The sequence below is a fragment of the Nonomuraea coxensis DSM 45129 genome (genome assembly GCF_019397265.1).
GTDB classification, from domain to species: domain Bacteria; phylum Actinomycetota; class Actinomycetes; order Streptosporangiales; family Streptosporangiaceae; genus Nonomuraea; species Nonomuraea coxensis.
Genome location: NZ_CP068985.1, coordinates 6823124 through 6850000, shown reverse-complemented (window position 1 = coordinate 6850000; position 26877 = coordinate 6823124). Strand labels below are relative to the sequence as shown.

The 26877-nt window shown below is 70.9% G+C and carries 21 protein-coding genes and 2 rRNA genes (1 of these 23 running past the window's edge); 22 read left to right on the top strand and 1 reads right to left on the bottom strand.

Annotated features, from left to right (window positions below; translation table 11 throughout):
* From Nocox_RS32105 to Nocox_RS32000, 22 genes are all read left to right on the top strand, one after another.
* Positions 1 to 1375: ribosomal RNA gene (locus tag Nocox_RS32105) — 23S ribosomal RNA — on the top strand; it begins 1731 nt to the left of the window's first position.
* 87 nt (positions 1376 to 1462) lie between these two features.
* Positions 1463 to 1579, top strand: a 5S ribosomal RNA gene (gene rrf / locus Nocox_RS32100).
* Between the two features lie 141 nt (positions 1580 to 1720).
* Positions 1721 to 3013: a bifunctional folylpolyglutamate synthase/dihydrofolate synthase gene (locus Nocox_RS32095; RefSeq protein WP_020546382.1), complete on the top strand. Its 1293-nt coding sequence runs from the start codon at positions 1721 to 1723 to the stop codon at positions 3011 to 3013.
* A gap of 70 nt (positions 3014 to 3083) precedes the next feature.
* Complete coding sequence (locus Nocox_RS32090; protein WP_026214996.1) at positions 3084 to 3425, top strand: DUF4233 domain-containing protein; 342 nt, start codon at positions 3084 to 3086, stop codon at positions 3423 to 3425.
* A gap of 11 nt (positions 3426 to 3436) precedes the next feature.
* On the top strand, positions 3437 to 5233 hold the full coding sequence (locus Nocox_RS32085) for a hypothetical protein (protein WP_157383383.1): 1797 nt from the start codon (positions 3437 to 3439) through the stop codon (positions 5231 to 5233).
* Positions 5234 to 5428: 195 nt separating this feature from the next.
* Positions 5429 to 5839: a nucleoside-diphosphate kinase gene (gene ndk, locus Nocox_RS32080; protein WP_020546379.1), complete on the top strand. Its 411-nt coding sequence runs from the start codon at positions 5429 to 5431 to the stop codon at positions 5837 to 5839.
* A 327-nt stretch (positions 5840 to 6166) separates the two neighbouring features.
* Positions 6167 to 7198, top strand: a complete 1032-nt coding sequence (locus Nocox_RS32075; RefSeq protein ID WP_020546378.1) for a rod shape-determining protein — start codon at positions 6167 to 6169, stop codon at positions 7196 to 7198.
* Positions 7198 to 8112, top strand: a complete 915-nt coding sequence (gene mreC / locus Nocox_RS32070; RefSeq protein ID WP_020546377.1) for a rod shape-determining protein MreC — start codon at positions 7198 to 7200, stop codon at positions 8110 to 8112. The genes Nocox_RS32075 and mreC overlap by 1 nt, the downstream gene beginning before the upstream one ends.
* The gene (locus Nocox_RS32065; protein WP_020546376.1) at positions 8109 to 8318 is read left to right on the top strand and encodes a hypothetical protein; all 210 of its coding nucleotides are present in this window, start codon (positions 8109 to 8111) and stop codon (positions 8316 to 8318) included. Before mreC ends, Nocox_RS32065 begins: the two co-directional genes overlap by 4 nt.
* On the top strand, positions 8315 to 8779 hold the full coding sequence (gene mreD / locus Nocox_RS32060) for a rod shape-determining protein MreD (RefSeq protein WP_020546375.1): 465 nt from the start codon (positions 8315 to 8317) through the stop codon (positions 8777 to 8779). Before Nocox_RS32065 ends, mreD begins: the two co-directional genes overlap by 4 nt.
* The gene (mrdA, locus tag Nocox_RS32055) at positions 8776 to 10821 is read left to right on the top strand and encodes a penicillin-binding protein 2 (protein ID WP_020546374.1); all 2046 of its coding nucleotides are present in this window, start codon (positions 8776 to 8778) and stop codon (positions 10819 to 10821) included. Before mreD ends, mrdA begins: the two co-directional genes overlap by 4 nt.
* Positions 10818 to 11984, top strand: coding sequence for a rod shape-determining protein RodA (gene rodA, locus Nocox_RS32050; protein WP_020546373.1), 1167 nt, complete (start codon positions 10818 to 10820; stop codon positions 11982 to 11984). Before mrdA ends, rodA begins: the two co-directional genes overlap by 4 nt.
* A 79-nt stretch (positions 11985 to 12063) precedes the next feature.
* Positions 12064 to 13974 (top strand): TIGR03960 family B12-binding radical SAM protein, encoded by a 1911-nt coding sequence (locus tag Nocox_RS32045; protein ID WP_020546372.1) that lies wholly within the window; start codon positions 12064 to 12066, stop codon positions 13972 to 13974.
* A gap of 137 nt (positions 13975 to 14111) precedes the next feature.
* Entirely contained in the window at positions 14112 to 14879 is a 768-nt protein-coding gene (locus tag Nocox_RS32040; protein WP_020546371.1) for a TIGR03936 family radical SAM-associated protein, read from the top strand.
* 145 nt (positions 14880 to 15024) lie between these two features.
* A complete protein-coding gene (locus Nocox_RS32035; RefSeq protein ID WP_343224318.1) occupies positions 15025 to 18447 on the top strand; it encodes an Rne/Rng family ribonuclease in 3423 nt (1140 codons plus the stop codon).
* A gap of 210 nt (positions 18448 to 18657) precedes the next feature.
* Positions 18658 to 18960 (top strand): 50S ribosomal protein L21, encoded by a 303-nt coding sequence (gene rplU, locus Nocox_RS32030; protein WP_020546368.1) that lies wholly within the window; start codon positions 18658 to 18660, stop codon positions 18958 to 18960.
* Positions 18961 to 18975: 15 nt separating this feature from the next.
* Positions 18976 to 19233: a 50S ribosomal protein L27 gene (rpmA, locus tag Nocox_RS32025; protein WP_020546367.1), complete on the top strand. Its 258-nt coding sequence runs from the start codon at positions 18976 to 18978 to the stop codon at positions 19231 to 19233.
* 153 nt (positions 19234 to 19386) lie between these two features.
* A complete protein-coding gene (gene obgE, locus Nocox_RS32020) occupies positions 19387 to 20739 on the top strand; it encodes a GTPase ObgE (RefSeq protein ID WP_020546366.1) in 1353 nt (450 codons plus the stop codon).
* 139 nt (positions 20740 to 20878) lie between these two features.
* Positions 20879 to 22027 carry a glutamate 5-kinase gene (gene proB / locus Nocox_RS32015; protein ID WP_051112726.1) on the top strand — a complete coding sequence of 383 codons (1149 nt, stop codon included), beginning with the start codon at positions 20879 to 20881 and terminating at the stop codon, positions 22025 to 22027.
* 21 nt (positions 22028 to 22048) lie between these two features.
* A complete protein-coding gene (locus tag Nocox_RS32010; RefSeq protein ID WP_020546364.1) occupies positions 22049 to 23323 on the top strand; it encodes a glutamate-5-semialdehyde dehydrogenase in 1275 nt (424 codons plus the stop codon).
* Between the two features lie 50 nt (positions 23324 to 23373).
* Entirely contained in the window at positions 23374 to 23550 is a 177-nt protein-coding gene (locus tag Nocox_RS32005) for a hypothetical protein (protein WP_020546363.1), read from the top strand.
* A 91-nt stretch (positions 23551 to 23641) separates the two neighbouring features.
* Positions 23642 to 25702 (top strand): serine/threonine protein kinase, encoded by a 2061-nt coding sequence (locus Nocox_RS32000; protein WP_020546362.1) that lies wholly within the window; start codon positions 23642 to 23644, stop codon positions 25700 to 25702.
* Between the two features lie 45 nt (positions 25703 to 25747).
* Here Nocox_RS32000 and Nocox_RS31995 read toward each other — a convergent pair whose 3' ends face one another.
* Complete coding sequence (locus Nocox_RS31995; protein WP_026214995.1) at positions 25748 to 26770, bottom strand: M48 family metallopeptidase; 1023 nt, start codon at positions 26768 to 26770, stop codon at positions 25748 to 25750.
* Positions 26771 to 26877: the final 107 nt, after the last annotated feature.

Genomic DNA, 26877 nt, shown 5'->3' with positions numbered 1-26877 from the left:
CGAGCCGATTGTGGTGAAGTGGATGATCCTATGCTGCCGAGAAAAGCCTCTAGTGAGTGTTGTGGCGGCCCGTACCCTAAACCGACTCAGGTGGTCAGGTAGAGAATACTAAGGCGATCGGGTGAACTGTGGTTAAGGAACTCGGCAAATTGCCCCCGTAACTTCGGGAGAAGGGGGACCTCTGCTGGTGATGGGCTTTGCGCCTGGAGCTGGTGGGGGTCGCAGTGGCCAGGGGGAAGCGACTGTTTACTAAAAACACAGGTCCGTGCGAAGTCGTAAGACGATGTATACGGACTGACGCCTGCCCGGTGCCGGAACGTTAAGGGGACCGCTTAGTCAGCGCAAGCTGGCGAAGGTGAGAACTTAAGCGCCGGTAAACGGCGGTGGTAACTATAACCATCCTAAGGTAGCGAAATTCCTTGTCGGGTAAGTTCCGACCTGCACGAATGGCGTAACGACTTCCCCGCTGTCTCAACCACAGACCCGGCGAAATTGCACTACGAGTAAAGATGCTCGTTTCGCGCAGCAGGACGGAAAGACCCCGGGACCTTCACTACAGCTTGACATTGGCGTTTGGAGCGTCTTGTGTAGGATAGGTGGGAGACTGGGAAGCTCGGACGCTAGTTCGGGTGGAGTCATTGGTGAAATACCACTCTGGTCGTTTTGAACGTCTAACTCTGGTCCGTGATCCGGATCGGGGACAGTGTCTGGTGGGTAGTTTAACTGGGGCGGTTGCCTCCTAAAGGGTAACGGAGGCGCCCAAAGGTTCCCTCAGCCTGGTTGGCAATCAGGTGTTGAGTGTAAGTGCACAAGGGAGCTTGACTGTGAGACTGACGGGTCGAGCAGGAGCGAAAGCTGGGACTAGTGATCCGGCATCGGCGTGTGGAAGCGGTGTCGCTCAACGGCTAAAAGGTACCCCGGGGATAACAGGCTGATCTTCCCCAAGAGTCCATATCGACGGGATGGTTTGGCACCTCGATGTCGGCTCGTCGCATCCTGGGGCTGGAGTAGGTCCCAAGGGTTGGGCTGTTCGCCCATTAAAGCGGTACGCGAGCTGGGTTTAGAACGTCGCGAGACAGTTCGGTCCCTATCCGCTGCGCGCGCAGGAGACTTGAAAGGGGCTGTCCCTAGTACGAGAGGACCGGGACGGACGAACCTCTGGTGTGCCAGTTGTATCGCCAGGTGCACGGCTGGTTGGCTACGTTCGGAAGGGATAACCGCTGAAAGCATCTAAGCGGGAAGCTCGCCTTGAGATGAGGTCTCCCACCACGAGAGTGGGTAAGGCTCCCGGTAGACGACCGGGTTGATAGGCCGGAGGTGGAAGCGCGGTAACGTGTGGAGCTGACCGGTACTAATAGGCCGAGGACTTGACCACAAAGCATACTTTCTTGAAGTTTTTGCTCGCGTCCACTAGGCAATTCTGAGGCAGCAGGCACGTTTGTGTTTGTGTGTTTCGGAGGGTTACGGCGGTTATGGCGGGAAGGAAACACCCGGTTACATTCCGAACCCGGAAGTTAAGCTTCTCTGCGCCGATGGTACTGCACTCGGGAGGGTGTGGGAGAGTAGGTCACCGCCGGACAATCTTTATGGGAGGGCCCCGACTGGTTCAGTCGGGGCCCTTCTGCATTTCCGGGCACGGCAGGAACGGGGCGTGGCTGGAAGCGGTGCGGGCAGTCAGTAGGGTTGAGGTGTGGATTATCGTGCCGTCGAACGCGCGATCATGGAGCGCGGCGTCGAGTGGGACTTCGAGCCGACGCTGGACAGGATCGCGGCCCTGCTGGACCTGCTCGGCTCACCGCAGCGGGCGTACCCGGTCATACATATCGCCGGCACCAACGGCAAGACGAGCACCGCGCGGCTGACCGAGGCGCTCCTCAAGGAGCGCAACCTGCGGGTGGGGCGGTTCACGAGCCCCCACCTGGTGTCCATGCGCGAGCGCATCACCGTCGACGGCGAGCCGTTGAGCGAGGAACGCTTCGCGCAGGTCTACGAGGAGATCATCCCGTACGTCGAGCTCGCCGACGCCCAGGGCCGGCGCATCCAGTTCTTCGAGCTGCTGACGGCCATGGCGTTCGCGGCGTTCGCCGACACGCCCGTGGACGTCGCGGTCATCGAGACCGGCATGGGCGGGTCGTGGGACGCGACCAACGTGGCCGACGGCGCCGTGTGCGTGATCACTCCGATCTCCCTCGACCACACCGACCGACTCGGGCCCGACATCCCCAGCATCGCCGGGGAGAAGGCGGGCATCATCAAGCCCGGCGCGACCGCCGTCCTCGCCCAGCAGGAGTTGGCCGCGGCCGAGGTGCTGATGCGGCGCTCGGCCGAGGTGGGGGCGGTCGTGGCGCGCGAAGGGCTGGAGTTCGGGGTGATGAGCCGCGAGGTCGCCATCGGCGGGCAACTGCTCACCCTGCGCGGCCTCAAGGGCGTCTACGACGAGGTCTACCTGCCGTTGTACGGCGCTCACCAGGCGGGCAACGCGGCGTGCGCCCTGGCCGCCGTCGAGGCGCTGACGGGCGGCGACGACCCGCTCGACGCCGACCTCGTACGCCAGGCGTTCGCGCAGGCGTCCTCGCCGGGGCGCATGGAGGTCGTGCGCCGTACGCCGACGGTCGTCATCGACGCCGCCCACAACCCCGGCGGCATGCAGGCGACCCTGGAGGGGCTGCACGAGGCGTTCGACTTCGCCAAGGTGATCGGCGTGGTCGCGGTCATGCGCGACAAGGACGTCGAGGGCCTGCTGGAGCTGCTGGAGCCGATCGTCGACGAGATCGTCGTCACGCGCAACTCCTCGCCCAGGTCGCTGACGGCCGACGAACTGGCCGCGCTGGCCGCGCCGATCTTCGGGGAGGAGCGGGTGCACGTGGAGGACCGCCTGGACGACGCCATCGACAAGGGGATCGGCATCGCCGACGCCGAGGGCGAGTTCAGCGGCACCGGCGTGCTGATCACGGGTTCGGTCGTCACGGCCGGGGACGCGCGGCGGCTGCTGCTGAAGGCCGACGGCGTCTGATGACCGGATGCGGCGTGTCGCGCCCTTCGGGTGGACCGGTCCGGTCAGTGAGGATGAAGGGGGGTTCGCGATGAGCTTTCAGGTGACGCCGGGCATGCGCAGGCTCGGTGCCAGCGTGCTCGGGATGGAGGCGATCGTCGCCGGGTTGATCACGCCCGTCGCGATCGTCGTGGGCAAGGTCGAGCCGGCGCTGGCGGTGACGGCCGGGATCGGCCTGGCCGTGCTGTGCGTGGTCGCCGCCGGCCTGCTCAAGAAGCCGGTCGGTTACCTGCTCGGCAGCGTCGTCCAGGTGCTGGCGATCGCCACGGGGTTCCTGGTGACGTCCATGTTCTTCCTCGGGGCGATCTTCGCGGCACTGTGGATCACGGCGATTATGGTCGCTCGCCGTGTCGAGGGCGCTACTTCCCGCTAAAGTCGGCCTACATGGCCGTCCCCCCGATCCAGCGGTCGCTCCGCTCGGCTGCGTCCGGAAACAGCTGGTTGCTCGACACCCTGCTCGGGCTGCTGGTCGTCTGCGCGCTGCCGCTGGCGATCACCACGATCCCCAACACGCTCTCCGTCGTCGCGAAGCTGCTGCCCGGCGACATCGACCAGGTCGGGCTCATGCGTACGCACGGGCTCGCCCTGCCCGCGCTCATGCTGACCGTGCCGCTCGCGGCGGTGGCGCTGCGGCGCGTCCCGGCCGCTCATCTCATGCTGGCCGGGCTGGCGCTGGTGGCGCTGTCCGACGCGGCCGGCGGCTACGCGGTGACCGAGCCCGTCGTCGGCGCCGTACGGGTGTCGCGCGGCGTCGGGTCCGGGCTGCTCCTGGCCGCGACGCTGGTCGCGGTCTGGCTGCGTACGCCGGTGCTGCGCGGCCTGTGGGCCGGGATGTTCAGCCTGAGCCTGCTCACGGCGCAGGCGCTGGCGCTGTGGCCGCTGGACGCGGTCAGCAGCTGGAAGGTGACGTTGCAGCCTTACCCGCTGGTCACGGGGGTCGCGCTGGGGTTGGCGGCGGCGTACCTGCTGGCCTGGATGCTGCTCGGCCGGCCTGAGGCTCCCGTTCAAGAGGTGGGCGAGCGGGGCCGGCTGCTGCTGAGCGGCGTTCTCGCGGCCGGGATCGCCGTGGTGGCGGTCAGTACGGCCTCGGCGGGCTGGCAGGCGCCTCCGGTGGTGCTGCTGGCGGCCACGGCCGTCATCGGGCTGCTGGCGCTGGCGTCGATCGGCGCGGCGGAGAGCCGCCGGGCCGCGTACGTGCTGGTGGCCGTCGGGGTGGTGCTGCTGCCGAGCGCGGCTCAGGTGACGCTGGTGGAGATGGGCGGGCTCGGCGGGCCCGGGCTGCGCGGGTTGTGGATTCCGTACGGGGTCGCGGGGGTGCTCGCGATCGGCGCGGCGGTGGCCGTGCGGGTGTTCCCGGTCGCCGCCGGGAGATGGCTGGCGCCTCTGGGGCTGCTGTCCATGGTGGTGGGGTTGTGCTCGGTCCGGCTGGTGGTGCCGTCGGCCGACGGGATGGTGCTGGCGGTGCCGTTCGCGTTGCTCGCGGTGGGGGCGGCGGTGGCCGTGACGGCGACGCTGCGGGAGGTCGGGATCGGTGCGGCGGCGTTCGGGCTGTCGTTGTGCGTGGCGGGGGTGCTGGCCGGGTTCCTGCTGGGGACGGGGGTGCAGATGGCCCTGCTCGACGGGGTCCGGTCGGCGCAGGAGCTGGTGGACAAGTTCGTGGGGGCGTTGCACTGGTGGGCGCTCATCGGCGGGTTCCTGCTGGTGGCGGTCATCGTGCTGGCGGCGGTGCTGGCCCGGCGCTCCGAGGGCGACGGGGGAGGGAGGCGGGCCTTCGACGACGTCCTGCTCGTGCCTGCCTCGCCGGACGATCCGGGTCTGAGCAGCGAGGCCGCCGACTGCGCGGGTGATCGGCGGAAGTGGGGGGACGCCTTCGCCGCCGCGGAGGGCGCAGGCCAGGAGGGAGCCGAGGAGTCCGGCGGGGGCGTGCCCGAAGGAGGCGGGTCCCGGCAGTCTGGGCAGGCCGCGCAGGGTGGGCAGGCCGCGCAGGGTGGGCAGGCCGCGCAGGGTGGGCAGGCCGCGCAGGGTGGGCAGGCCGGCTCCGCCTTCGCCGGGGCGGAGAGCGCACCCGAGGACGGACCGGGGAAGGGATCCGAGGAGGGGCCGGGGAAGGGATCCGAGGAGGGACCGCTTCCCGCTGTTCCGCCTCAGGGGAAGTCGCCCGAGGACGACCGTGCCCCGTAGGCGGCGCCGTCGGGGCTCTGGGGCGGTCCGACAGGGAGGGCGGGATCGCCCGTCCGAAGCGAGGGTGCGGGCCCGGGACGGTAAGCTGAGGGCCCGGCTACGGCGACGTCCGGGCCCGCGCCCGGCGTGGCGTCCTCCCGGTGAGGCCGGGGCGGCGGCAGCCGCGACCCCATTCTGTTCGAAGGAGAACTTCAAGTGTCCGAGCGCACTCTTGTCCTGATCAAGCCCGACGGGGTGAAGCGTGGCCTCATCGGTGACGTGATCGCCCGTGTGGAGCGCAAGGGCCTCAAGGTCGTGGCGATGGACCTGCGCACCCTCGACGCCGACACCGCCAAGGCGCACTACGCCGAGCACTCCGAGCGGCCGTTCTTCGGCGAACTCGTCGAGTTCATCACGTCGGGGCCGCTCGTCGCCATGGTGCTGGAGGGCCCCCGCGCCGTCGAGGCCTTCCGCGCGCTGGCCGGCGCCACCGACCCGGTGAAGTCCGCCCCCGGCACGATCCGCGGCGACCACGCGCTGGAGATCGGCGAGAACGTCGTCCACGGCTCCGACTCGCCCGAGTCGGCCGCCCGCGAGATCAAGATCTTCTTCCCCGACCGCTTCTAGTCGCGTCGCCCTGGTCGTCCCTTCCGAGGGGCCGCAGGAGATCCCGCGCCCGCACAGCTCCACGCGCTGTGCGGGCGCGCGTGTTTTTGTCGGTGGTCTCGCGTAGCGTGTGCCGAGAGTTGCGGGATGCCATGTGAGGCTTTTGGAACGGTCCAGTCGGCGTTCGGGTGTTGTGCGGCAGTCTGGGCAAAATTGCGGTTGAGCTTGGGGCTGGAGATTTTTGAGGGGCGCGGCGGCTCGTTGCACTCATCGGTGGGTACGTCACGTTACGATTCGAATTCAATCCGTAGTCATTCGCGAACGACGTTACGGAGGGCTCCGTTCCCCATGGGCAGCAAGCTCGCGTTCCTCGGCCGTGACATGGCGGTCGACCTCGGCACCGCCAACACACTGGTTTATGTGCGTGGCCGCGGCATCGTGCTCAACGAGCCGTCAGTCGTCGCGATCAACACCACCACGGGGAAGATCGTGGCGGTCGGCATCGAGGCCAAGCGCATGATCGGCCGCACGCCCGGCAACATCGTGGCCGTCCGGCCGTTGAAGGACGGCGTGATCGCCGACTTCGACGTCACCGAGCGCATGTTGCGATATTTCATTCAAAGGGTGCACAAGAGGCGCCACTTCGCCAAGCCGCGCATCATCATCGCCGTGCCGAGCGGCATCACCAGCGTCGAGCAGCGCGCGGTCAAAGAGGCCGGCTACCAGGCCGGCGCACGCAAGGTCTACATCGTCGAGGAGCCCATGGCGGCCGCGATCGGCGCCGGGCTGCCAGTGCACGAGCCCACCGGCAACATGGTCGTCGACATCGGGGGCGGCACCACCGAAGTGGCGATCATCTCGATGGGCGGCCTCGTCACCAGCCAGTCGATCCGGATCGGCGGCGACGAGCTCGACCAGGCGATCATCGCGTTCGCCAAGAAGGAGTTCTCGCTGATGCTCGGCGAGCGCACCGCCGAGGAGATCAAGATGGCGATCGGCTCGGCCTGCCCCGGTGGCGAGGAGCTGCACGCGGAGATCCGCGGGCGCGACCTCGTCAGCGGGCTGCCGAAGACGATCATCGTGTCAGGTGAGGAGATCAGGAAAGCGATCGAGGAGCCGGTCAACGCGATCGTCGACGCGGTCAAGACCACGCTCGACAAGTGCCCGCCCGAGCTGTCCGGCGACATCATGGACCGCGGCATCGCGCTCACCGGCGGCGGCGCCCTGCTCAAGGGCCTCGACGAGCGGGTCAAGGCCGAGACGGGCATGCCGGTCCACCTCGTCGAGAACGCCCTCGACTCGGTCGCCATCGGCTCCGGCAAGTGCGCCGAGGACTTCGAGGCGCTGCAGGAGGTTCTGGTGCCGGAGTCACGGCACTGATGAGGGACTCGCGCCGAGCCCGGCTGATCCTCGGAGTGCTGCTGACCGCGGCGCTGGTCATCCTGACCGTTGACCACCGCACCGGCGAGAACTCGCCGATGCGCCCGCTCCGCGCGGTCGGGGCCTGGGTCTTCGGCTCGGCCGAGCAGCTCGGCGGCGGGGTGGTGCGCCCGGTCACCACGTTCGTGCAGGCATTGTTCACCGCGCCGGCCGCGCAGGAGCGGATCAGGGCGCTGACGGAGGAGAACGCCCGGCTGCGGGCGGGGATGCTGGCAGGCAAGCTCGACGCCGCCCGCTCCAGCGAGCTGAAGAAGCTGCTGGGGCTGGCGGGAACCGGCGGATACAAGATCGTCACGGGCAGCGTGGTCGCGCGGCGGGGCCAGCCGGGGTTCGAGGACACCGTGCAGATCGACATCGGCACCGGCGACGGGGTGCAGCCGGAGATGACCGTGCTCAACGGCGCCGGGCTCGTGGGACGGGTCATCCACGCCTCCTCCAGCAGTTCCACGGTGCTGCTGATCAGCGATCCGGCGTCGGCGGTGGGCGCGCGGCTGGAGGGCGGCAAGGAGATCGGCGTCGTCCACGGGGTGGGCGAGAACGGGAGGCTCGTGCAGTTCCGGCTGCTCGACTCCACCGCGCCGCTGGTGCGGGGCGGGCGGATCGTCAGCTTCGGGTCGCAGAACGGGCGGCCGTACGTGCCGGGGGTGCCGATCGGGGTGATCGAGCGGGTGGAGTCGACGCCCGGGGAGCTGACGCGCATCGCCTACGCGCGGCCGTTCGCGGACCTCACGGCGCTGGACGCGGTGGGCGTGGTGGTCGAGGCGCCGAAGAGGGATCCGCGTGACGCGGTGCTGCCCGCCAAGGAGGGGAGCGCGGTGAAGCGGACGCCGACGCGCCGAGGGGGGTCACGGTGACGCGGGACCCCGCGCGCGACGACGGGCCGGTCGTGGTGCGGGCGTCTGCCCGCGAGGGGCCGGTCCTGGTGCGCACGTCGGCGCGTGGAAGGCGGGTCGTGGTGCGGGCTTCCGTCCGCCGGGGGCGGGTCGTGGTGCGGGCGCCGGTGGGTGCAGGGCGGGGCGTGGTCAGCAGGGGGTCGGGGCACGAGGAGGGGTCGCGGTGATCGGAGGACTGTGCGTGCTGCTGGCGCTGCTGGTGCAGGTCATGCTGGTCAACCGGCTGCCGTTGCCTGCCGGGGGAGCGCCTGACCTGGTGCTGCTGGCCGTGGTCGGGGCGGCGCTGGCGCGCGGGGCGGTGCCGGGGGCGGTGCTCGGGTTCTTCGCCGGGCTGGTGGTGGACATCGCGCCGCCGGGAGCGCATCTGGTCGGACAGTACGCGTTCGTGTTCGCGCTGGTCGGCTACGTGGCGGGACGCGGCGCGGGCGGGCCGGTGACCACCGTGGTGCTGTGCGTGCTGCTGGCGCCGCTGCTGGCGGTGGGCGTCAACCTGCTGGTCGGCGATCCCCGGGTGACGTTGGCCACGTTGACCGAGGAGGTGCCCGTCACCATCGTCTACACGCTGCTCGTGTCCCCTGTCGTCATCTGGCTGGCCAGCCGCGGCGGTGAGCCGAGGTACTCGACATGATCAGGATGCGGACCCGGCTGCTGGTGCTGCACGTGCTGGTGCTGGCGCTGCTCGTGGTGCTGATCGGGCGGCTCTACCAGGTGCAGGTGGTGCACGGGCAGGAGTTCGTGACGCGGGCGACGGAGACCAGGACGCGCACGGTGATCGTGCCGGCCGTGCGCGGGCAGATCCTCGACTCCTCCGGGCGGCCGCTGGTGCGCAACCGTACGGCGCTGGTGGTGTCGGTGGACCGCGCGCTGCTGTCCAGGACGCCCGACGGCGGCCTGAAGGTGCTGACCAAGCTGTCGCAGGTGCTCGGCAGGCCGGTGCAGGAGCTGCAGCGGAAGATCACGCCGTGCGGGCCGAAGGTGCCGAAGCCGTGCTGGACGGGCTCGCCCTACCAGCCGGTGCCGCTGGACGAGAAGGTGGACACCCGGGAGGCGCTGCAGATCCTGGAGCGCCAGGAGGAGTTCCCCGGGGTGACGGCCGAGATCCACTCGGTCCGGCAGTACCCCGGCGGCCGGGCCGGCGCGCAGATGCTGGGCTACCTGCAGCCGGTGACCGAGGAGGAGCTGGAGAAGCGCGAAGGGCTCAAGGCCGCCTTCTCCGGCGTCGACCTGGCCGGGCGTGACGGGCTGGAGTACGTCTACGACGACGCGCTGCGCGGCAAGGCCGGGCTGCGCCGGGTGCAGGTCGACCGGATGGGCAAGGCGCTCGGGGTGGAGGACCAGGTCACGCCCATCCCTGGCGACCACCTGGTGACCAGCATCGACTCGCGCATCCAGACGGTGACCGAGAAGGCCCTCGCCAAGGCCATGAAGTCCGCGCCGCAGGCCGACGGCGGGGCCGCGGTGGTGCTCGACGCGCGGAGCGGCAGGGTGGTGGCGTTGGCCAGCCAGCCCAACTACGACCCGGAGATCTGGGGCGGCGGCATCTCGGCGCGCGGCTACCAGTGGCTGATGTCGGAGAAGTCGGGCAAGCCGCTGGTGTCGCGGGCGATCAACGGGCAGTTCGCGCCGGGTTCGACGTTCAAGATCTCGTCGGTGACGTCGATGTTGCGGGCCGGCTATCCGCTGAACGGCACCTACGACTGCGCGGGGTCGTACAACGTGGGCGGGCGCGCCTTCAACAACTTCCGCGGCATCGGGCTGGGCCCGATGAACCTGCACACGGCGCTGGTGAAGTCGTGCGACACGATCTTCTATCGGGCGGCGTACGAGCAGTACCTCAAGGACGGCGGGCGCTATCCGAAGAAGACGCCGAAGGAGGTCTTCGCCAACACCGCCAGGGCCTTCGGGTTCGGCCGGCCCACGGGCGTCGACCTGCCGGGCGAGTCCGGTGGCCGCATTCCGGACCGGGCGTGGAAGAAGAACCTGTGGAACCAGACCAGCGCGATCAACTGCGAGCGCTCGCGCAAGGGCTATCCGGAGGTCAAGGACCGGGCGCGGGCGGAGTTCCTGAAGCGGCTGGCGCTCGAGAACTGCACCGAGGGGTTCCTGCTGCGGCCAGGCGACTCGGCCAACTTCTCCATCGGCCAGGGCGACGTGCTGGTGACGCCGATGCAGCTCGCGCGGGCCTACATGGCGCTGGTCAGCGACGGGAAGCTGCGCAGCCCGCGCATCGGCTGGGCCCAGGTGCGGCCCGACGGCAAGGTGGTCAGGACCATCCCCGTGCCGGTGGTCGGCAAGCTGCCGCTGAGCGAGAAGGAGCGGCGCTACATCAAGAACGCGCTCAGCCAGGTCGCCCAGGACGGCACCGCGGCCGGGGCGTTCGCCGGCTTCCCGATGGACAAGGTGCGCGTGGGCGGCAAGACCGGCACCGCGGAGGTGTGGGGCAAGCAGGACACCTCGTGGTTCGCCTCGTTCGCGCCGACGAAGAACCCGCAGTACGTCGTGGTCGTCATGGTCTCCCAGGGCGGCATGGGCGCGCAGACCGCCGCGCCCGCCGCGCGTGAGATCTACGAGGGCATCTACGGCATCAAACGGACCCCGGCCGTGCCCGGGGGCAGGCTCACCACCAAGCTGCCGGTCTTCCGGCCCGACGGAACGGTGGCGCCTCGATGACCGCCCGCACCGCCGCCGTCCGGCGGCCCTCGCTGCTGCGCCGGCTCATGCAGGAGAACTCCGCGGTCCGCAGGCTCGACGGGCTCATGCTGGTGGCGGTCGCCGGGCTGTGCGTGATCGGCACGCTGCTGGTGTGGTCGTGCACCAGGACCTGGGCGCCCGGCTCCACCGGGCTGGTGAAGAAGCACATGCTCAACGAGGCCATCGGCGTGGTGCTGTGCGCCATGGTGGCCACCGTCGACCACCGGGCGATGCGGGCGTACGCGCCGCTGGTGTTCTTCGTGTCGCTGGTCGGGCTGGGGCTGGTGATCACCCCGCTGGGCGCGACGATCAACGGCTCGCACTCGTGGATCCTGCTCGGCGGCGGGTTCGCGGTGCAGCCGTCGGAGTTCGCCAAGGTGGGGCTGCTGCTGATCATCGCCATGCTGCTGGCGCAGCCTGCGGAGGGCGCCGACCGGCCGCGCGGGCTCGACGTGATGCTGGCGATCCTGGCGGCGATGGTCGCGATGGGGCTGGTCATGCTCCAGCCCGACCTGGGCACGGCCATGGTGCTGGCAGTGATCACGGCGGCCGGGCTGGTCCTCGGGGGCGTGCGCAAACGGGTCATCGTGGGGCTGGTGGCCACCGCCGCGGTGGGGATCTTCTCGGTGTTCTACTTCCAGTTGCTGGAGCCGTACCAGGTGGCGCGGTTCACGGCGTTCGTCGATCCGAGCGTCGACCCGCGCGGTGTGGGATACAACGCGACGCAGTCGCTGATCGCCATCGGGTCCGGGCAGCTGCTCGGCAAGGGGCTGCTCGGCGGCGGGCAGACGACGGGGCGGTTCGTGCCCGAGCAGCACACCGACTTCATCTTCACCGTCGCGGGGGAGGAGTTCGGGTTTCTCGGGTCGGCGGCCGTCGTGGTGCTGCTCGGGGTGGTGCTGGTGCGCGGGCTGCGGATCGCCCGCAAGTGTGAGGACCGGTTCGGGACGCTGGTCGCCGGCATGATCGTGTGCTGGTTCGGGTTCCAGACGTTCGTCAACGTCGGCATGACGATCGGCATCATGCCGATCACCGGGCTGCCGCTGCCGTTCGTGTCGTACGGCGGCACGGCCACGTTCGCCAATCTGATCGCGATCGGGCTGCTGCAGGCCATCAAGGTGCGGGGCCAGTCGTTCATCTGACCGGCCGCGGGCGGCGCTGACCGGGCGTGAGCGCGCTTGCCGGATTTGCCACCGCCCAGGCCCCGCTACCCTTGACGGTATGCCTGTCGAGTCGATTTTCCACCGCCTGGAAGCGCTGCTGCCCAAGGTGCAGAAGCCCATCCAGTACGTCGGAGGTGAGCTCAACTCGACCGTCAAGGACTGGGACTCCGCCGACGTGCGATGGGCGTTGATGTACCCGGACGCCTACGAGGTCGGGCTGCCCAACCAGGGCGTGGCGATCCTCTACGAGATCCTCAACGAGCTGCCCGGCACGCTCGCCGAACGCACCTACGCCGTCTGGCCCGACCTGGAGGCCCTCATGAGGGCCGAGGGCGTGCCGCAGTTCACCGTCGACGCGCACCGCTCGGTGCGCGCCTTCGACCTGCTCGGCGTGTCGTTCTCCACCGAGCTCGGCTACACCAACCTGCTGACCGCGCTCGACCTGGCCGGCATCCCGCTGGAGGCCGCCGAGCGGGGCGAGGACGATCCGATCGTCGTCGCGGGCGGCCACGCGGCTTTCAACCCCGAGCCGATCGCGGCGTTCGTCGACGCGGCCGTGCTCGGCGACGGCGAGCAGATCTCCATCGCCATCAGCGAGGTCGTGCGCGAGTGGAAGGGCGAGGGCAGACCAGGCGGCCGTGACGAGCTGCTGATGCGGCTGGCCGAGTCCGGTGGCGTCTACGTGCCCAAGTTCTACGACGTCGACTATCACCCGGACGGGCGCATCAAGCGGGTCGCGCCCAACCGTCCCGACGTGCCATGGCGGGTCCACAAGCACACGGTGATGGACCTCGACGAGTGGCCCTATCCCAAGAAACCCCTGGTCCCGCTGGCCGAGACCGTGCACGAGCGGTTCAGCGTGGAGATCTTCCGCGGCTGCACCCGCGGCTGCCGGTTCTGCCAGGCCGGCATGATCACCCGCCCGGTGCGCGAGCGGTCCATCACCACGATCGGGGCGATGGTCGACAACGGCATCAAGGAGTCCGGCTTCAACGAGGTCGGCCTGCTGTCGCTGTCGTCGGCCGACCACTCCGAGATCGCCGAGGTCGCCAAGGGCCTCGCCGACCGCTACGAGGGCACCAACACCTCGCTGTCGCTGCCCTCGACGCGGGTCGACGCGTTCAACATCGACCTGGCCAACGAGTTCTCCAGGAACGGCCGGCGCTCGGGCCTGACGTTCGCCCCCGAGGGCGGCTCGGAGCGGATGCGCAAGGTGATCAACAAGATGGTCACCGAGGAAGACCTCATCCGCACCGTCACCACCGCCTACTCGCAGGGCTGGCGGCAGGTGAAGCTCTACTTCATGTGCGGCCTGCCCACCGAGCAGGACGAGGACGTGCTCGGCATCGCCGACCTGGCCAAGAAGGTCATCAAGGCCGGCCGTGAGGCCACCGGCAGCAGAGACATCCGCTGCACGGTCTCCATCGGCGGGTTCGTGCCCAAGCCGCACACGCCGTTCCAGTGGGCCGGGCAGGCCGACCACGAGACCGTCGACCGGCGGCTCAAGGCACTGCGCGACTCGCTGCGCGGCGACAAGGAATACGGCCGGGCCATCGGCTTCCGCTACCACGACGGCAAACCCTCGATCGTGGAGGGCCTGCTGTCGCGCGGCGACCGACGGATCGGCGCGGTCATCCGGGCCGTCTGGGAGGACGGCGGCCGGTTCGACGGCTGGAGCGAGCACTTCTCCTACGAGCGCTGGATGGCCGCGGCGGAGAAGGCCGGCATCGACGTCGACTGGTACACCACCCGCGAGCGGGAGGAGAACGAGGTCCTGCCGTGGGACCACCTCGACGCCGGGCTCGACCGCGAATGGTTGTGGCAGGACTGGCAGGAGGCCGTCTCCGGCGGTGAGGTCGAGGACTGCCGCTGGACGCCGTGCTACGACTGCGGCGTCTGCCCCACCATGGGCACCGAGATTCAGATCGGCCCGACGGGACGGAAACTCCTTCCACTCACCGTGGTCTAGCGCGCTGAGTGGGCGAGCCGTGTCTCGTTGTACACGTCCATACGCCGGGGCGGCTTATCCTGAATGAAGGAACTCTTACAAGGGAAGGACGACAGACTCTGAAACCTGTTCCCGAAGGGCCTCCGCCCGCGCCCACGGTGCAGCGCCTGCGTGTGCGCTACGCCAAGCGCGGTCGCCTGCGCTTCACCAGCCACCGCGACATCTCGCGAGCCGTCGAGAGGGCGGTCCGCCGTGCCGGCATTCCGGTGGCCTACAGCGCGGGTTTCTCGCCCCACCCCAAGATCTCCTACGCGGGCGCGGCGCCGACCGGCGTCGCCAGCGAAGCCGAATACCTCGAGATCGGCGTCACCGCGCCGTGCGACCCCGAGCAGGTCAGGTCCAGTCTGGACGGATCGCTGCCGCCGGGGCTCGATGTGCTCGACGTCGTGGAGGCGGGTCAGGGTGGGCTGGCCGACCGCTTGGAGGTCTCCGACTGGGAGGTGCGCCTGCCCGGTGCCGATCGCGAGCTCGCCGAGGTGGCGGTGGGGAAGTTTCTCGCGGAGGGCACGGTGGAGGTCGAACGCCTCACCAAGAAGGGACCCCGCCGCTTCGACGCGCGTGGTGCCGTCCTGGGGCTGACGGTGTCCGAGGGAACAGAAAGAACCGCAGCTCAGGTGCAAAGAGGGCCGTGTGTCATACTGCGCATGGTTGTTCGGCACATGACGCCTGCAGTTCGACCCGACGATGTGCTCACAGGGCTGCGCCTTGTGGCCGACTTCGCGCCGCCGGTTCCCCCCGAGGTGACCAGGCTGGCGCAGGGGCCGCTCGACGCCAGCACCGGTGCGCTTGCCGACCCGCTCGGCCCGGACCGCGACACGACGCGCGGCGGCGAGGCGGGACCGGCGGGTGAGCACGTCGGCGGTTGAGGACGCGCCCAGCATGCGCCGGGCACGACCGCTGACAGGACTTGGCGTCGGCGCCTCCGACACGGAGGCGCCGGCGGACAACTGAGACACGATGGCTCCTGCGCGGCGCGGCGACGCGCCCGGGAGCTGACGGGAGAGCGCCCGCATGCTCGAGAACGAGCCCAACGCCGGGGCCACTGGCCCCGACGGGGAGACAACTGAACAGACAACGGAGACTCGGCGCCGCCGCGCCGCCAGCCGGCCCGCCGGACCGCCGCCCGAGCTGCCCGAGGAGCCGGCGCAGAAGCCGGTCACCGTCGTCGCCGCGCAGGCCGCGCCGTCGGTGTCGGTGTCGGAGGGCGCGCCGGTGCGGGGCACCGTGGTGCGCAGAGCCGCCGGGTCGCCGGACGCCGAGGTCGCTGTTGCCGTGGAGAACGGCAGCGGTGCCGCGAGCGGTGCTCGCGGCATGGCCGGGGCCGGGGCGGTCGCTGGTGTTCCGGCTGAGGCCGGTGGCGGCATGGCTGGTGCTGGTGCTGCCGCCGGAGCTTCGGCTGAGGCCGGTGGTGGTCTCGCCGCCGGTGCCGGTGCCAGTCCGGTGGAGGCCGCTGTGGCCGGGGCTGTGGCCGACGCGGTGAGCGAGGCCGGAGGCGGCGAGGAGAAGCCCAAGAAGACGTCGCGTACGCGGTCGACCGCGACGACGACGCGGCGGCGTACGACGAAGAAGGATGCCGAGGACGCCGGTGCCGAGAGCGGCGCCGGGACGGCCGGTGCGGCTGTCGGCGCCGAGGGTGCTGCCGCCGGTGCGGTGGAGAGCGGTGTGGCCGCGGCTCCCGCTGAGGAGGCCGCGCCGAAGCGGCGTACCAGGACTCGTAAGAAGGCCGGTGAGGACGTGGCGGCGGAGGCCGTCGCGCCCGCAGGGGAGCAGGGCGCGCCGACCGCTGACGCGGCCCAGGCCGGCGCGGAGGCGGTGGCGCAGGTCGCCGAGACGGGTGTCGAGGCGGCCGGGAGCGGCCGTGACACGGGGAGCAGGAGGACGCGCACCCGCGCCACGACGACGCGCAGCCGGCGCGGGACCGCCGCGGAGGCGGCGGGGTCCGGCGAGGAGGCGGCGCTCGGTGAGACCGCGGCGCTCGGTGAGACGGCCGCGCTCGGTGAGGCGGCTGGGAGTGCGGGCACGCAGAGGGCTGTGACTGGTCAGGAGGGTGCAGCGCAGGGGCAGGGACCCGGCGTTGCACAGGGCCAGGGAGCCGACGCTGCTCGGGGCCAGGAGGCTGGTGCCGGGCGGGGCCAGGGTGCCGGCGTTGCTCAGGGTGCGGTGGCCGGTGCTGGTCAGGGCGCTGGTGCTGAGGGTGCCGAGGGCGTTCAGGGCGGTGTCGAGGACGAGGGGGAGGACATCATCGAGATCCTTCCCGAGGACGAGCCGCTGGACGACGAGCCCGCCGGCGAGGACCTCGACGAGGAGCCGACCCGGCCGAGCCTGCTGGCCGACCCGTTCGGGTTGTCGGCCCGTCGCCATGACGAGCCCGGCGCCGCGTTCCAGCGGCCCGCGGCCATCTTCGCGCCGCTGTTCCAGGCGCCGGACCCGACCCAGGCCAAGCCGGTCGCGACGCGGCGTCCCGAGCCGCCCCAGCCGGTCGAGCCGGAGGAGGCCGAGGACTTCGTCGAGGAGGGCGTCGAGGACGAGACCGACGCCGACGCCGTCGAGGAGCCCGAGGAGGAAGAGGGCGGCAGCCGCCGTCGCCGGCGCCGTCGTGGCGGCCGCGGGCGCGGCAAGGCGCGCGAGCGCGGTGAGGGCGAGGACGGCGAGGACCAGGACGAGGAGTCCGAGGAGGAGCCCGCCGAGGAGCCGGCCGCGCAGGATGAGGAGAGCTCCTCCTCGCGCCGCCGCCGTCGCCGTCGCCGCAGGGGCGGTGACGAGGGCGCCGAACCGGCCAGCGACGACCCGCCCAACACGGTGGTGCGCATCCGCGCGCCGCGCTCCGGCCGTACCGGTGCGCTGGAGACCGCGACGGACGGCGTGCAGAGCGTGCGCGGCTCGACCCGGCTGGAGGCCAAGAAGCAGCGCCGCCGCGAGGGCCGCGAGCTGGGCCGCAGGCGTCCGCCGATCATCACCGAGTCGGAGTTCCTGGCCCGGCGCGAGTCGGTCGACCGCATGATGGTGGTGCGCCGCCAGGGTGACCGCACGCAGATCGCGGTGCTGGAGGACGGCGTGCTCGTCGAGCACTACGTCAACCGCGAGGCGAGCCAGTCGTACGTGGGCAACGTCTACCTCGGCAAGGTCCAGAACGTGCTGCCGTCGATGGAGGCGGCGTTCGTGGACATCGGCAAGGGCCGCAACGCGGTCCTGTACGCCGGCGAGGTCAACTTCGACACCGTCGGGATGGAGGGCCAGCCGAAGCGCATCGAGTCGGCGCTGAAGTCCGGCCAGTCGGTGCTGGTGCAGGTCACCAAGGACCCGATCGGGCACAAGGGCGCGCGGCTCACGTCGCAGATCAGCCTGCCGGGACGTTACCTCGTGTACGTGCCGGACGGGTCGATGACCGGCATCAGCCGCAAGCTGCCCGACAAGGAGCGCACCCGGCTCAAGAGCATCCTGAAGAAGGTCATGCCGGAGAACGCGGGCGTCATCGTGCGCACCGCGGCCGAGGGCGCCTCCGAGGACGAGCTGGCCCGCGACGTGGCCCGGCTGTCGGCCCAGTGGGAGAGCATCCAGAAGAAGGCGAAGTCGGCCAGCCCGCCGGAGCTGCTGTCCGCCGAGCCCGACCTGACCATCCGCGTCATCCGTGACGTCTTCAACGAGGACTTCACGAACCTGGTCGTCCAGGGCGACGACGCCTGGGACACGGTCGACGACTACGTCAAGTACGTCGCGCCGCACCTGGGCGAGCGGCTGTCGAAGTGGGACGAGCAGGGCGACGTGTTCGAGGCGTACCGCATCGACGAGCAGCTCGGCAAGGCGATGGAGCGCAAGGTGTGGCTGCCGAGCGGCGGCTCGCTGGTCATCGACCGTACCGAGGCGATGACGGTCGTGGACGTCAACACCGGCAAGTTCACCGGCCAGGGCGGCAACCTGGAGGAGACGGTCACCAGGAACAACCTGGAGGCGGCCGAGGAGATCGTGCGCCAGCTCCGGCTGCGCGACATCGGCGGCATCATCGTGATCGACTTCATCGACATGGTGCTGGAGTCCAACCGCGACCTGGTGCTGCGGCGGCTGCTGGAGTGCCTGGCGCGCGACCGTACGAAGCACCAGGTGGCCGAGGTGACCTCGCTGGGCCTGGTGCAGATGACGCGTAAGCGGGTCGGCCAGGGGCTGCTGGAGGCGTTCTCGACGCCGTGCGAGTGCTGCAACGGGCGCGGGCTGATCGTCTCGACCGAGCCGGTCGAGAGCAAGCCGGAGCCGCGGGGCACGCAGGGCAAGATGGCCGTCGAGAAGGCGGTCTCGGACAAGGTTTCCGCGGCCAAGGACACCTCCGGCCGTGATACCGTGACCGGTGCGCTTGATGACGTCCCGGCTGAGGACGACCAAGCGGGCCAGACTTCCGGCAGAGGGCGGCGACGCTCCCGCCGAGCCAAGTCCGCCGACTAGCCCTTGGTGGACATCCGACGATCCGTCCGGTTCGCCTAGGGGGCCGTTAATCCGGTACCCTGGTGAACCGGTGCGTCAGGTGACGCGCCCTGTTGGCGCGCCTACTCGGTTCGTCGGTTCAAGACAGGACCGAATGACAGGCGCAGCATTCGGCGGTCGTTCCCTCGGGGGGCGGCTGTGGCAACAGCGAGTCAGTAGAAGGGTTCCGCGGTGTACGCGATCGTTCGTTGCGGCGGCAGGCAGCAGAAGGTCTCCGTCGGTGACGTCCTCGAGGTGGACAAGGTCGCCGGCGAGGTCGGCTCTTCGGTTTCGCTGCCGACGGTGCTCGTCGTCGACGATGGCGACGTGACCACCGAAGTGGGCAAGTTCATGGTCAGCGCCGAGATCCTCGGCGAGACCAAGGGCCCGAAGATCCGGATTCTCAAGTACAAGAACAAGACCGGTTACAAGAAGCGCCAGGGTCACCGCCAGCGGTACACCCAGGTGAAGATCACCGGTATCGACCAGGCCTGATCGGGAGTTTGAGAGATGGCACACAAGAAGGGCGCGTCGTCCACCCGGAACGGCCGTGACTCCAACGCTCAGCGCCTGGGCGTCAAGCGCTTCGGCGGCCAGCTGGTCAACGCGGGCGAGATCATCGTCCGGCAGCGTGGCACCCACTTCCACCCCGGCGACAACGTCGGCCGTGGTGGCGACGACACGCTGTTCGCGCTGACCGCGGGTCACGTGCAGTTCGGCGTCAAGCGCGGCCGTCGGGCCGTGAGCATCGTCCCCGTCGCGGAGTAGTTCTCCGCTCCCGTTCGGGGGTCGTTGCACCATCGCGTCAAAGGGGTGGATCGCGCGGGCGATCCACCCCTTCCGCGTTTCCTGGGCCCGGGCAGGGCCTCGTACGACGAGTTGAGAAAGCCCCCGGCGGGGGCGATGGAGGAGTGCTGCTGCATGCCGGACTTCGTGGACCAGGTGGTCCTGCACGTCAAGGCCGGTGACGGGGGGAACGGGTGCGCCTCCATCCACCGGGAGAAGTTCAAGCCCCTCGGCGGCCCGGACGGGGGCAACGGCGGGCGCGGCGGCGACGTCATCCTTGAGGTCGACCCCAACACCGCGACCCTGCTCGACTACCACCGCCGCCCCCACCGCAAGGCCGAGAACGGCAAGCAGGGGCAGGGCTCCAACCGCGACGGCGCCAACGGCGAGGACGTGATCCTTCCGGTGCCCAACGGCACGGTGGTCAAGGACGCCCGCACCGGCGAGGTGCTGGTGGACCTGATCGGCGCCGGCACCCGGTACGTCATCGCGCAGGGCGGCCACGGGGGTCTCGGCAACGCCGCCCTCGCCACGTCCAGGCGCAAGGCGCCGGGGTTCGCGCTGCTCGGCGAGCCGGGCGACGGGCTCGACGTGATGCTGGAGCTGAAGAGCGTCGCGGACGTGGCGCTGGTCGGCTTCCCCAGCGCGGGCAAGTCGTCGCTGATCGCGGCGCTGAGCGCGGCCAAGCCGAAGATCGCAGACTATCCGTTCACGACGCTCGTCCCGAACCTGGGCGTGGTGACCGCGGGCGACACCGTGTTCACCGTGGCCGACGTGCCGGGGCTGATCCCGGGAGCCTCCCAGGGGAAGGGGCTCGGGCACGAGTTCCTGCGGCACGTCGAGCGGTGCGACATGCTCGCGCACGTCATCGACTGCGCCACGATGGAGCCGGGACGCGACCCGGTCAGCGACTACGAGGTGATCGAGGCCGAGCTGGCCGCGTACGGGAAGCTGGAGGGCCGGCCGCGCATCGTCGTGCTCAACAAGGCGGACGTGCCGGACGCGCGGGAGCTGGCCGAGCTGGTGACGCCGGAGTTCGAGGAGCGCGGGCTGCGGGTGTTCACGGTGTCGGCGGCCACGCATGACGGGTTGCGCGAGCTGACGTACGCGATGGGGGAGTGGGTCGCGGCGGCGCGGGCGAACAAGCCGGTGGAGGAGCCGACCCGGCTGGTCATCCGTCCCAAGCAGCTCGGGGACGCCGGGTTCAAGGTCCGGCGGGTCAACGAGAACCTGTTCCAGGTCACCGGCGAGAAGCCGGAGCGGTGGATCCGGCAGACCGACTTCACCAACGACGAGGCCGTGGGCTACCTCGCCGACCGGCTGGAGCGGCTGGGGGTCGAGGAGGAGCTGGCCAAGGCCGGCGCCACGGCGGGGGCCGAGGTGGTCATCGGGCCTATGGAGGGCGGCTACGTCTTCGACTGGCAGCCCACGCTGGGCGCGGAGTCCGCGCGGCAGGGGCCGCGCGGCACCGACAACCGCCTGGGCTGAAGCGGAAGCGCCGCGAGGCGTCCACAGGGCGGCCACGGGGCCACGGGCGGGTACGGGGCGGCCACCCGTGGCTGGGACCGGGGAAGGACTGGGGTTGTGAAGGCTGGGAGGTGAGGGGATGGGGTCGGGTGGTCATGGCATGACCTGGAGCTTGGATAGGCTGCAAAGTGTGCGGGAACAGATCAGCGCGGCGTCGAAGGTCGTGGTCAAGGTCGGCTCCTCCTCGCTCACCACCCCCCAGGGCACGATCGACGTCGATCGCGTCGACGCCCTGGTGGACGTGCTGGCGGCGCGGCGCCGGACCGGGACGCAGCTCGTCCTGGTCTCCTCCGGGGCGATCGCGGCGGGCCTCGGCCCGCTCGGGCTGAGCGCGCGACCACGTGACCTCGCGACCCAGCAGGCCGCCGCCTCCGTCGGCCAGGGCGTGCTGGTGGCCCGCTACACCTCCTCCTTCGCCCGCTACGGGCTGCGCGTCGGCCAGGTGCTGCTCACCGCCGACGACATGATGCGCCGGGCCAACCACGTCAACGCCCAGCGCACCCTCGACCGGCTGCTGGAGCTGGGCATCGTCCCGATCGTCAACGAGAACGACACGGTGGCCACCGACGAGATCCGCTTCGGCGACAACGACCGGCTGGCCGCCCTGGTGTCGCACCTGATCCGCGCCGACGCGCTGGTCCTGCTGTCGGACGTGGACGCGCTCTACGACGGCCCGCCGAGCCGTGGCGGCGCCCGCCGCCTGGCCGAGATCCGCGGCCCCGAGGACCTGGCGGGCGTCGAGCTGGGCAGGAGCGGCGCGGCCGTCGGCACCGGCGGCATGGTGACCAAGGTGCAGGCCGCGAGGATCGCGACCGGGGCCGGCGTCCCGGTGGTGCTCACGGCGGCCGCTCACGCGGCCCAGGCGCTGAGCGGAGCCGACGTCGGCACCTACTTCCACCCCGGCGGCCGTCATCCCGGCACGCGCCTGCTGTGGCTCGCGCACGCCACCACCGGCCGCGGCCGGCTCAGCCTCGACCCGGGGGCGGTGGAGGCGATCGTCAGGCGGCGCAAGTCGCTGCTGCCGGCCGGGGTCACCTCCGTGGAGGGCGAGTTCGCGGCGGGCGACCCGGTCGACCTGTGCGGGCCTGAGGGCGACGTGGTGGCGCGCGGGCTGGTCAACTTCGACGCGGCAGAGATCCCCGGCCTGCTCGGCCGTTCCACGCGCGAGCTGGCCAGCGCGCTCGGTCCGGAATACGAACGCGAGCTGATCCACCGCGACGACATCGTCATACTGGAGACCCACGCCTAGCAGCACAACGAGGAGCACGCGATGTCCGAGGAGTTCCTGAAGGTCGCCCGCGCGGCACGAGAGGCCGCCGCCGAGCTGGCCCCGCTGCCGCGGGCGCCCAAGGACCGGGCGTTGCGCGCGATCGCCGACGCCCTGGTCGCCCACGCCGCCGAGATCGTCGCGGCCAACGCCGAGGACGTCGAGCGGGCCAGGGCCGAGGGCACGTCCGAGGCCATGGTCGACCGGCTGCGGCTGGACGAGGGCCGCATCGCCAAGATCGCCGACGCCGTGCGCGAGGTCGCCGACCTGCCCGACCCGGTCGGCGAGGTGGTCCGCGGCTCCACGCTGCCGAACGGCCTGGAGCTGCGCCAGCTCCGGGTCCCGCTGGGCGTCATCGGCATCATCTACGAAGGCCGTCCCAACGTCACCGTCGACGCCGCCGCGCTCTGCCTCAAGAGCGGCAACGCCGTGCTGCTGCGCGGCTCCTCCAGCGCCTACTCCTCCAACACCGCGCTGGTCGCGGTCATGCAGGGCGCGCTGGAGGGCACCGAGGCGCCGGTCGGCGCGATCCAGCTCGTGCCGGGCCGCACCCGCGACTCGGTCAAGGAGCTCATGCGCGCCCGCGGCCTGGTCGACGTGCTGATCCCGCGCGGCGGCGCGTCGCTGATCAACTCCGTGGTCGAGGAGTCCACCGTGCCGGTCATCGAGACCGGCGTCGGCAACTGCCACGTCTACGTCGACGCCGAGGCCGACGTCGACCTCGCGGTGAAGATCCTGGTCAACGCCAAGGCGCAGCGGCCCTCGGTGTGCAACGCGGCCGAGACGTTCCTCGTCCACCGGGACATCGCCGACGCGTTCGTGCCGAAGGCGCTGGAGGCGCTGGCCGAGGCGGGCGTCACCGTGCACGGCGACGAGCGGATCGCCGCCTACGGCGCGGGCGTCGTGCCCGCCACCGACGACGACTTCGCCGCCGAATACCTCTCGCTCGACATCGCCGCGGCCGTCGTCGGCTCGCTGGAGGAGGCGGTGGCGCACATCAGGCGCCACGGCTCGGGCCACACCGACGCCATCGTGACCCGCTCGCAGGGGGCGGCCCGGCGGTTCGTGGCGCTGGTCGACTCGGCGGCGGTGGCGGTCAACGCCTCCACCCGGTTCACCGACGGAGGTGAGTTCGGGTTCGGGGCGGAGATCGGCATCTCCACGCAGAAGCTGCACGCGCGCGGCCCGATGGGGCTGCCGGAGCTCACCTCCACGAAGTGGGTTTACACCGGCGAAGGGCATTTGCGCACCTCAGAAGGCACTGTGGTGGCCGGCTGACCGGCGTGTCGGCCTGACCGTGGCCGCGCACCGCGGCTTGACTGGGGGACATGGAGATCATCGTCGCCCTTCTCTTCGTCGCCGGGGTGCTGTTCGGCGCCGACCGGCTGATGCTCTTGCTGGAGAGCCACGGCCACGTACGCTGGCGCCGCACGGGCCGCAGGCGGCTGTCGGAGGAGCCCACTGCGCGGCTCGACAGCATGCTCTCCGACCACTCACGCCGATAAACCTGGACGACCTCCGGCGCGCCGCAAGCGTTGACTCCCGTCCCAACGCTAGGGTTGTGTCCCTTATGGGCGCGCCGGGCGGGGAGGGACGGTGAGCAAGCTCGGCAAGGTCGGGCCGTACACCTTGGTCGAGCGGCTCGGCCGGGGCGGCATGGGCGAGGTCTACCTCGCGACCACCCGCCGGGGCGAGCGCATCGCGCTGAAGGTCCTGCACGACCTGGCCGAGGACGAGACCTCGCGCGTCAGGCTGGAGCGCGAGGTCCGCGCGCTGCGCAGGGTCGAGAGCCCGTACGTCGCCAAGGTGCTGGACGCCGACCTCAACTGCGCGCGTCCCTACCTGGTGATGGAGCACATCGAGGGCGCCACGCTGCTGGAGAAGGTCCGTCAGGACGGGCCGCTCGACGTCGCCGAGCTGGTCGAGATGGCGCAGGGCATCGCGGCGGCGCTGGCGATCATCCACGCGGCCGGGGTCGTGCACCGCGACCTGAAGCCGGGCAACATCATCATGTCCGCGCGGGGGCCGGTGCTCATCGACTTCGGCATCGCCCAGGTCCTGGACGCGACCCGGTTGACCATGACCGGCACGTTCCTCGGCACGCCTGGCTACACCGCGCCGGAGATCTTCGCCGACGAGCAGGTCGACTCGCCGGCCGACGTGCACGCCTGGGCGGCGACGGTGGCGTTCGCGGCGACCGGGCGGCCCACGTTCGGGCGGGGGACGGCCGAGGCGCAGATGTACGCCGTGCTCAACGGGCAGGCCGACCTCAAGGGCGTGCCGGTCGAGCTGCTGCCGCTGGTACGCGCGGCGCTCAACCGGGAGCCCGGCAAGCGGCCCACGGCGGCGCTGCTGGCCGACCGGCTGTCGCGGCTGGCCAGGGTCACCAGCGCGACCGAGACCGACGCGGGCGGTGAAGTCGCCGAGGAGGCGCCGCCGTCGCGGGGGCGGGGCGCGGACGAGAGCGCGCGGGGCGAGGCCAAGGCGGCGCGCGGGCGGCCCAATCCGACGGGCGCGGACGGGAAGGTGCCGCCGCCTCGCCGTACCGGAGGCGACCGGGCTCGGGCCGCCACGGACGGGAAGACCCCGCAGCAGGCCCGTGGGCGGACGCCGGCGGACGGGGCTGCTGTCCGGGGGCGCACGCCCGCTGATGGGGGCGCCGCGCGCGGGCGTACGCCTGCCGACGGGGCTGCCGCTCGTGGGCGGACGGCTGCTGATGGGACCGCTGCTCGGGGCCGCACGTCTGCTGAGGGGGCCGCTGCGCGTGGCCGCACTCCCGCTGACGGGGCCGCCGCCCGTGGCCGCACACCGGCGGATGGGGCCGCCGCTCGTGGGCGGACGCCGGCGGACGGAGCTGCTGCGCGTGGGCGGACGCCGGTGGATGGGGCCGCTGCTCGGGGGCGTACGACCGGTGACGGGGGAGCCGCTCGGGGGCGTACGCCGGCTGACGGGGCGGTGGCGCGGAGCAGGATGGACGGGAAGGTGCCCGCGCCGCGCGTCCGGGGCAGCGGCGGCGACGGCAAGAACACCGGGCCGCGGCCGAAGCTGACCACGCCGCGCGCCCGGGCGGCCGCCGCCGTACGGACCCGCGCGGCGGCGGCCCGGCCGCAGGTCAGGCGGAAGACCGACGCGCCCACCACGCTTCCCGCGGGCAACGGCGCGCTGCTGCTGCTCGCGGTGCTGGCGGTTCCGTGCGTGGTGACGTCGGTGATCTGGCCGATCGCCTCGATCGCGATCACCGCCGTGTTCGTGGTGCTGACCAGGACGCTCTGGATGAACCACTGGATGATCAGGAACCGGGGCTCCCGGCGGGTCCGGGTGACGCTGCGGGTGCTGCTGTTCCCGCTGGCGCTGACCGGCGCGTCGGCGACCGCGCTGGTGTGGCCCGGCCTGCCCGTCGCGGTGGCGTCGGGCGGGGCGCTGTGGGTGACCGGCGGCGGTCAGATCGACACCGACTGGTGGCAGCAGCCCGCGCCCGTGACGGTGGCGGCCGTGGTGTTCGGGATGCTCTGCGGCGGCATCACCGGTCGCGAGATCGAGCGGATCGGCGGCCGGTTGCCTGACCTGCGCAGGGAAGGGCTGCGGGCGCTGGCGGTGCTGGGCGGGTTCGTCGCCCTGTGCGCCGCCGCCGTGCGCGCCATCGCCCTCCTCCTCTAGGCGCGGCCGCTCACGCTGACCGGCCGCGCGTGGCGATGGCGCCGGTCAGCCCTGGCCGCCGTCGCGGCGGGAGAAGCGGTTGAAGATGCGCTCGCCCGCGTTGACCGCGCCCTCGGCGACGTCGCGCAGCACGCCGATGAACGGGTCCTGCGACTGCTGCCAGGACGCGCGGTAGGACTCGGCCGCCGCCTTGACCTCGTCGGTCACCCGTGCGCCGGCGTCGTCCTCGCGGCGCGGGTAGTCGCCGCCGAGGATGCGGTCGTAGTCGCCGCTGCGCTGCCACTTGTCCAGCTCGGCCACGCGCACCACGGCGAACGGGTGGGTGGTGCCGAGCAGGTTGAGCACCTTGAGGAAGCCGTCGCGAAGGTCGCCCGCGGTGTCGTACTCGTTGTACTGCTCCAGGAACGCCTCGATGTTCATCTCGTGGGTGTAGGCGCCGCCGGCGAGCTTCATCAGGGCCCGCTTGCCCGCGTCGGGGTCCTGGCCGACGAGCAGGCCGCCGCGGTCGGAGGACAGCTCCGACTTGCGGTACCACTCCTCCAGGCCCGCGACGATGGCCCGCAGGCCGATGTAGCCGAGCGGGATCCAGGCGACGCGGGTGGCGAGGCGGGTGAGGATGTCGAGCATCGTGCGGTAGACCGCGTGCCCCGAGAGGATGTGGGCGGTCTCGTGGCCGATGACGAAGCGCTGCTCCTCCTCGTTCATGAGGTTGAGCAGGCCGGTGGTCACGACGATGAACGGGTCGTCGAAGCCGATGGCCTTGGCCTGCACCTGCGGGTCCTGCTGGACGTAGATCTCCGGGATCCGGTGCAGGTCGAGGGTGTAGGCGGCGTCGCGGCCCATGTCGTAGAGCGAGCGGAACTGCGTCTCGCTGACGCGGACGGCCGAGGCGAGGTACATCAGGCGGAGGCGGCGCTCGCTGATGAGACCGGACATCTGCTTGAGAACCGTGTCAAACCCACTCAACTTACGCAGAGCGACCAGCGCGGACCGGTCTGCGGGGTGTTCGTAGGCTCGGGACGAGATGCCGGGCAGTTGGACGCGATTGCGGTCCGGGGTGGTCGTCATGCCCGGCATGCTACGTCCGCAAGGGAGGTGGTGCGCGGACATCACGAAGGGGGGTGCCATCGAGTTGTGGTACTGCGTCCGCGTAAGGTCCGTTTCATGAAGAATGC

What these genes read in the sequence shown, in the direction of transcription:
- Nocox_RS32095 (WP_020546382.1), top strand. Translation starts at nt 1,721, where the DNA reads ATGGAGCGCGGCGTCGAGTGGGACTTCGAGCCGACGCTGGACAGGATC.
- Nocox_RS32090 (WP_026214996.1), top strand. Translation starts at nt 3,084, where the DNA reads ATGAGCTTTCAGGTGACGCCGGGCATGCGCAGGCTCGGTGCCAGCGTG.
- Nocox_RS32085 (WP_157383383.1), top strand. Translation starts at nt 3,437, where the DNA reads ATGGCCGTCCCCCCGATCCAGCGGTCGCTCCGCTCGGCTGCGTCCGGA.
- Nocox_RS32075 (WP_020546378.1), top strand. Translation starts at nt 6,167, where the DNA reads ATGGGCAGCAAGCTCGCGTTCCTCGGCCGTGACATGGCGGTCGACCTC.
- mreC (WP_020546377.1), top strand. Translation starts at nt 7,198, where the DNA reads ATGAGGGACTCGCGCCGAGCCCGGCTGATCCTCGGAGTGCTGCTGACC.
- mrdA (WP_020546374.1), top strand. Translation starts at nt 8,776, where the DNA reads ATGATCAGGATGCGGACCCGGCTGCTGGTGCTGCACGTGCTGGTGCTG.
- rodA (WP_020546373.1), top strand. Translation starts at nt 10,818, where the DNA reads ATGACCGCCCGCACCGCCGCCGTCCGGCGGCCCTCGCTGCTGCGCCGG.
- Nocox_RS32045 (WP_020546372.1), top strand. Translation starts at nt 12,064, where the DNA reads ATGCCTGTCGAGTCGATTTTCCACCGCCTGGAAGCGCTGCTGCCCAAG.
- Nocox_RS32035 (WP_343224318.1), top strand. Translation starts at nt 15,025, where the DNA reads ATGCTCGAGAACGAGCCCAACGCCGGGGCCACTGGCCCCGACGGGGAG.
- rpmA (WP_020546367.1), top strand. Translation starts at nt 18,976, where the DNA reads ATGGCACACAAGAAGGGCGCGTCGTCCACCCGGAACGGCCGTGACTCC.
- obgE (WP_020546366.1), top strand. Translation starts at nt 19,387, where the DNA reads ATGCCGGACTTCGTGGACCAGGTGGTCCTGCACGTCAAGGCCGGTGAC.
- proB (WP_051112726.1), top strand. Translation starts at nt 20,879, where the DNA reads ATGACCTGGAGCTTGGATAGGCTGCAAAGTGTGCGGGAACAGATCAGC.
- Nocox_RS32010 (WP_020546364.1), top strand. Translation starts at nt 22,049, where the DNA reads ATGTCCGAGGAGTTCCTGAAGGTCGCCCGCGCGGCACGAGAGGCCGCC.
- Nocox_RS32005 (WP_020546363.1), top strand. Translation starts at nt 23,374, where the DNA reads ATGGAGATCATCGTCGCCCTTCTCTTCGTCGCCGGGGTGCTGTTCGGC.
- Nocox_RS31995 (WP_026214995.1), bottom strand. Translation starts at nt 26,770, where the DNA reads ATGACGACCACCCCGGACCGCAATCGCGTCCAACTGCCCGGCATCTCG.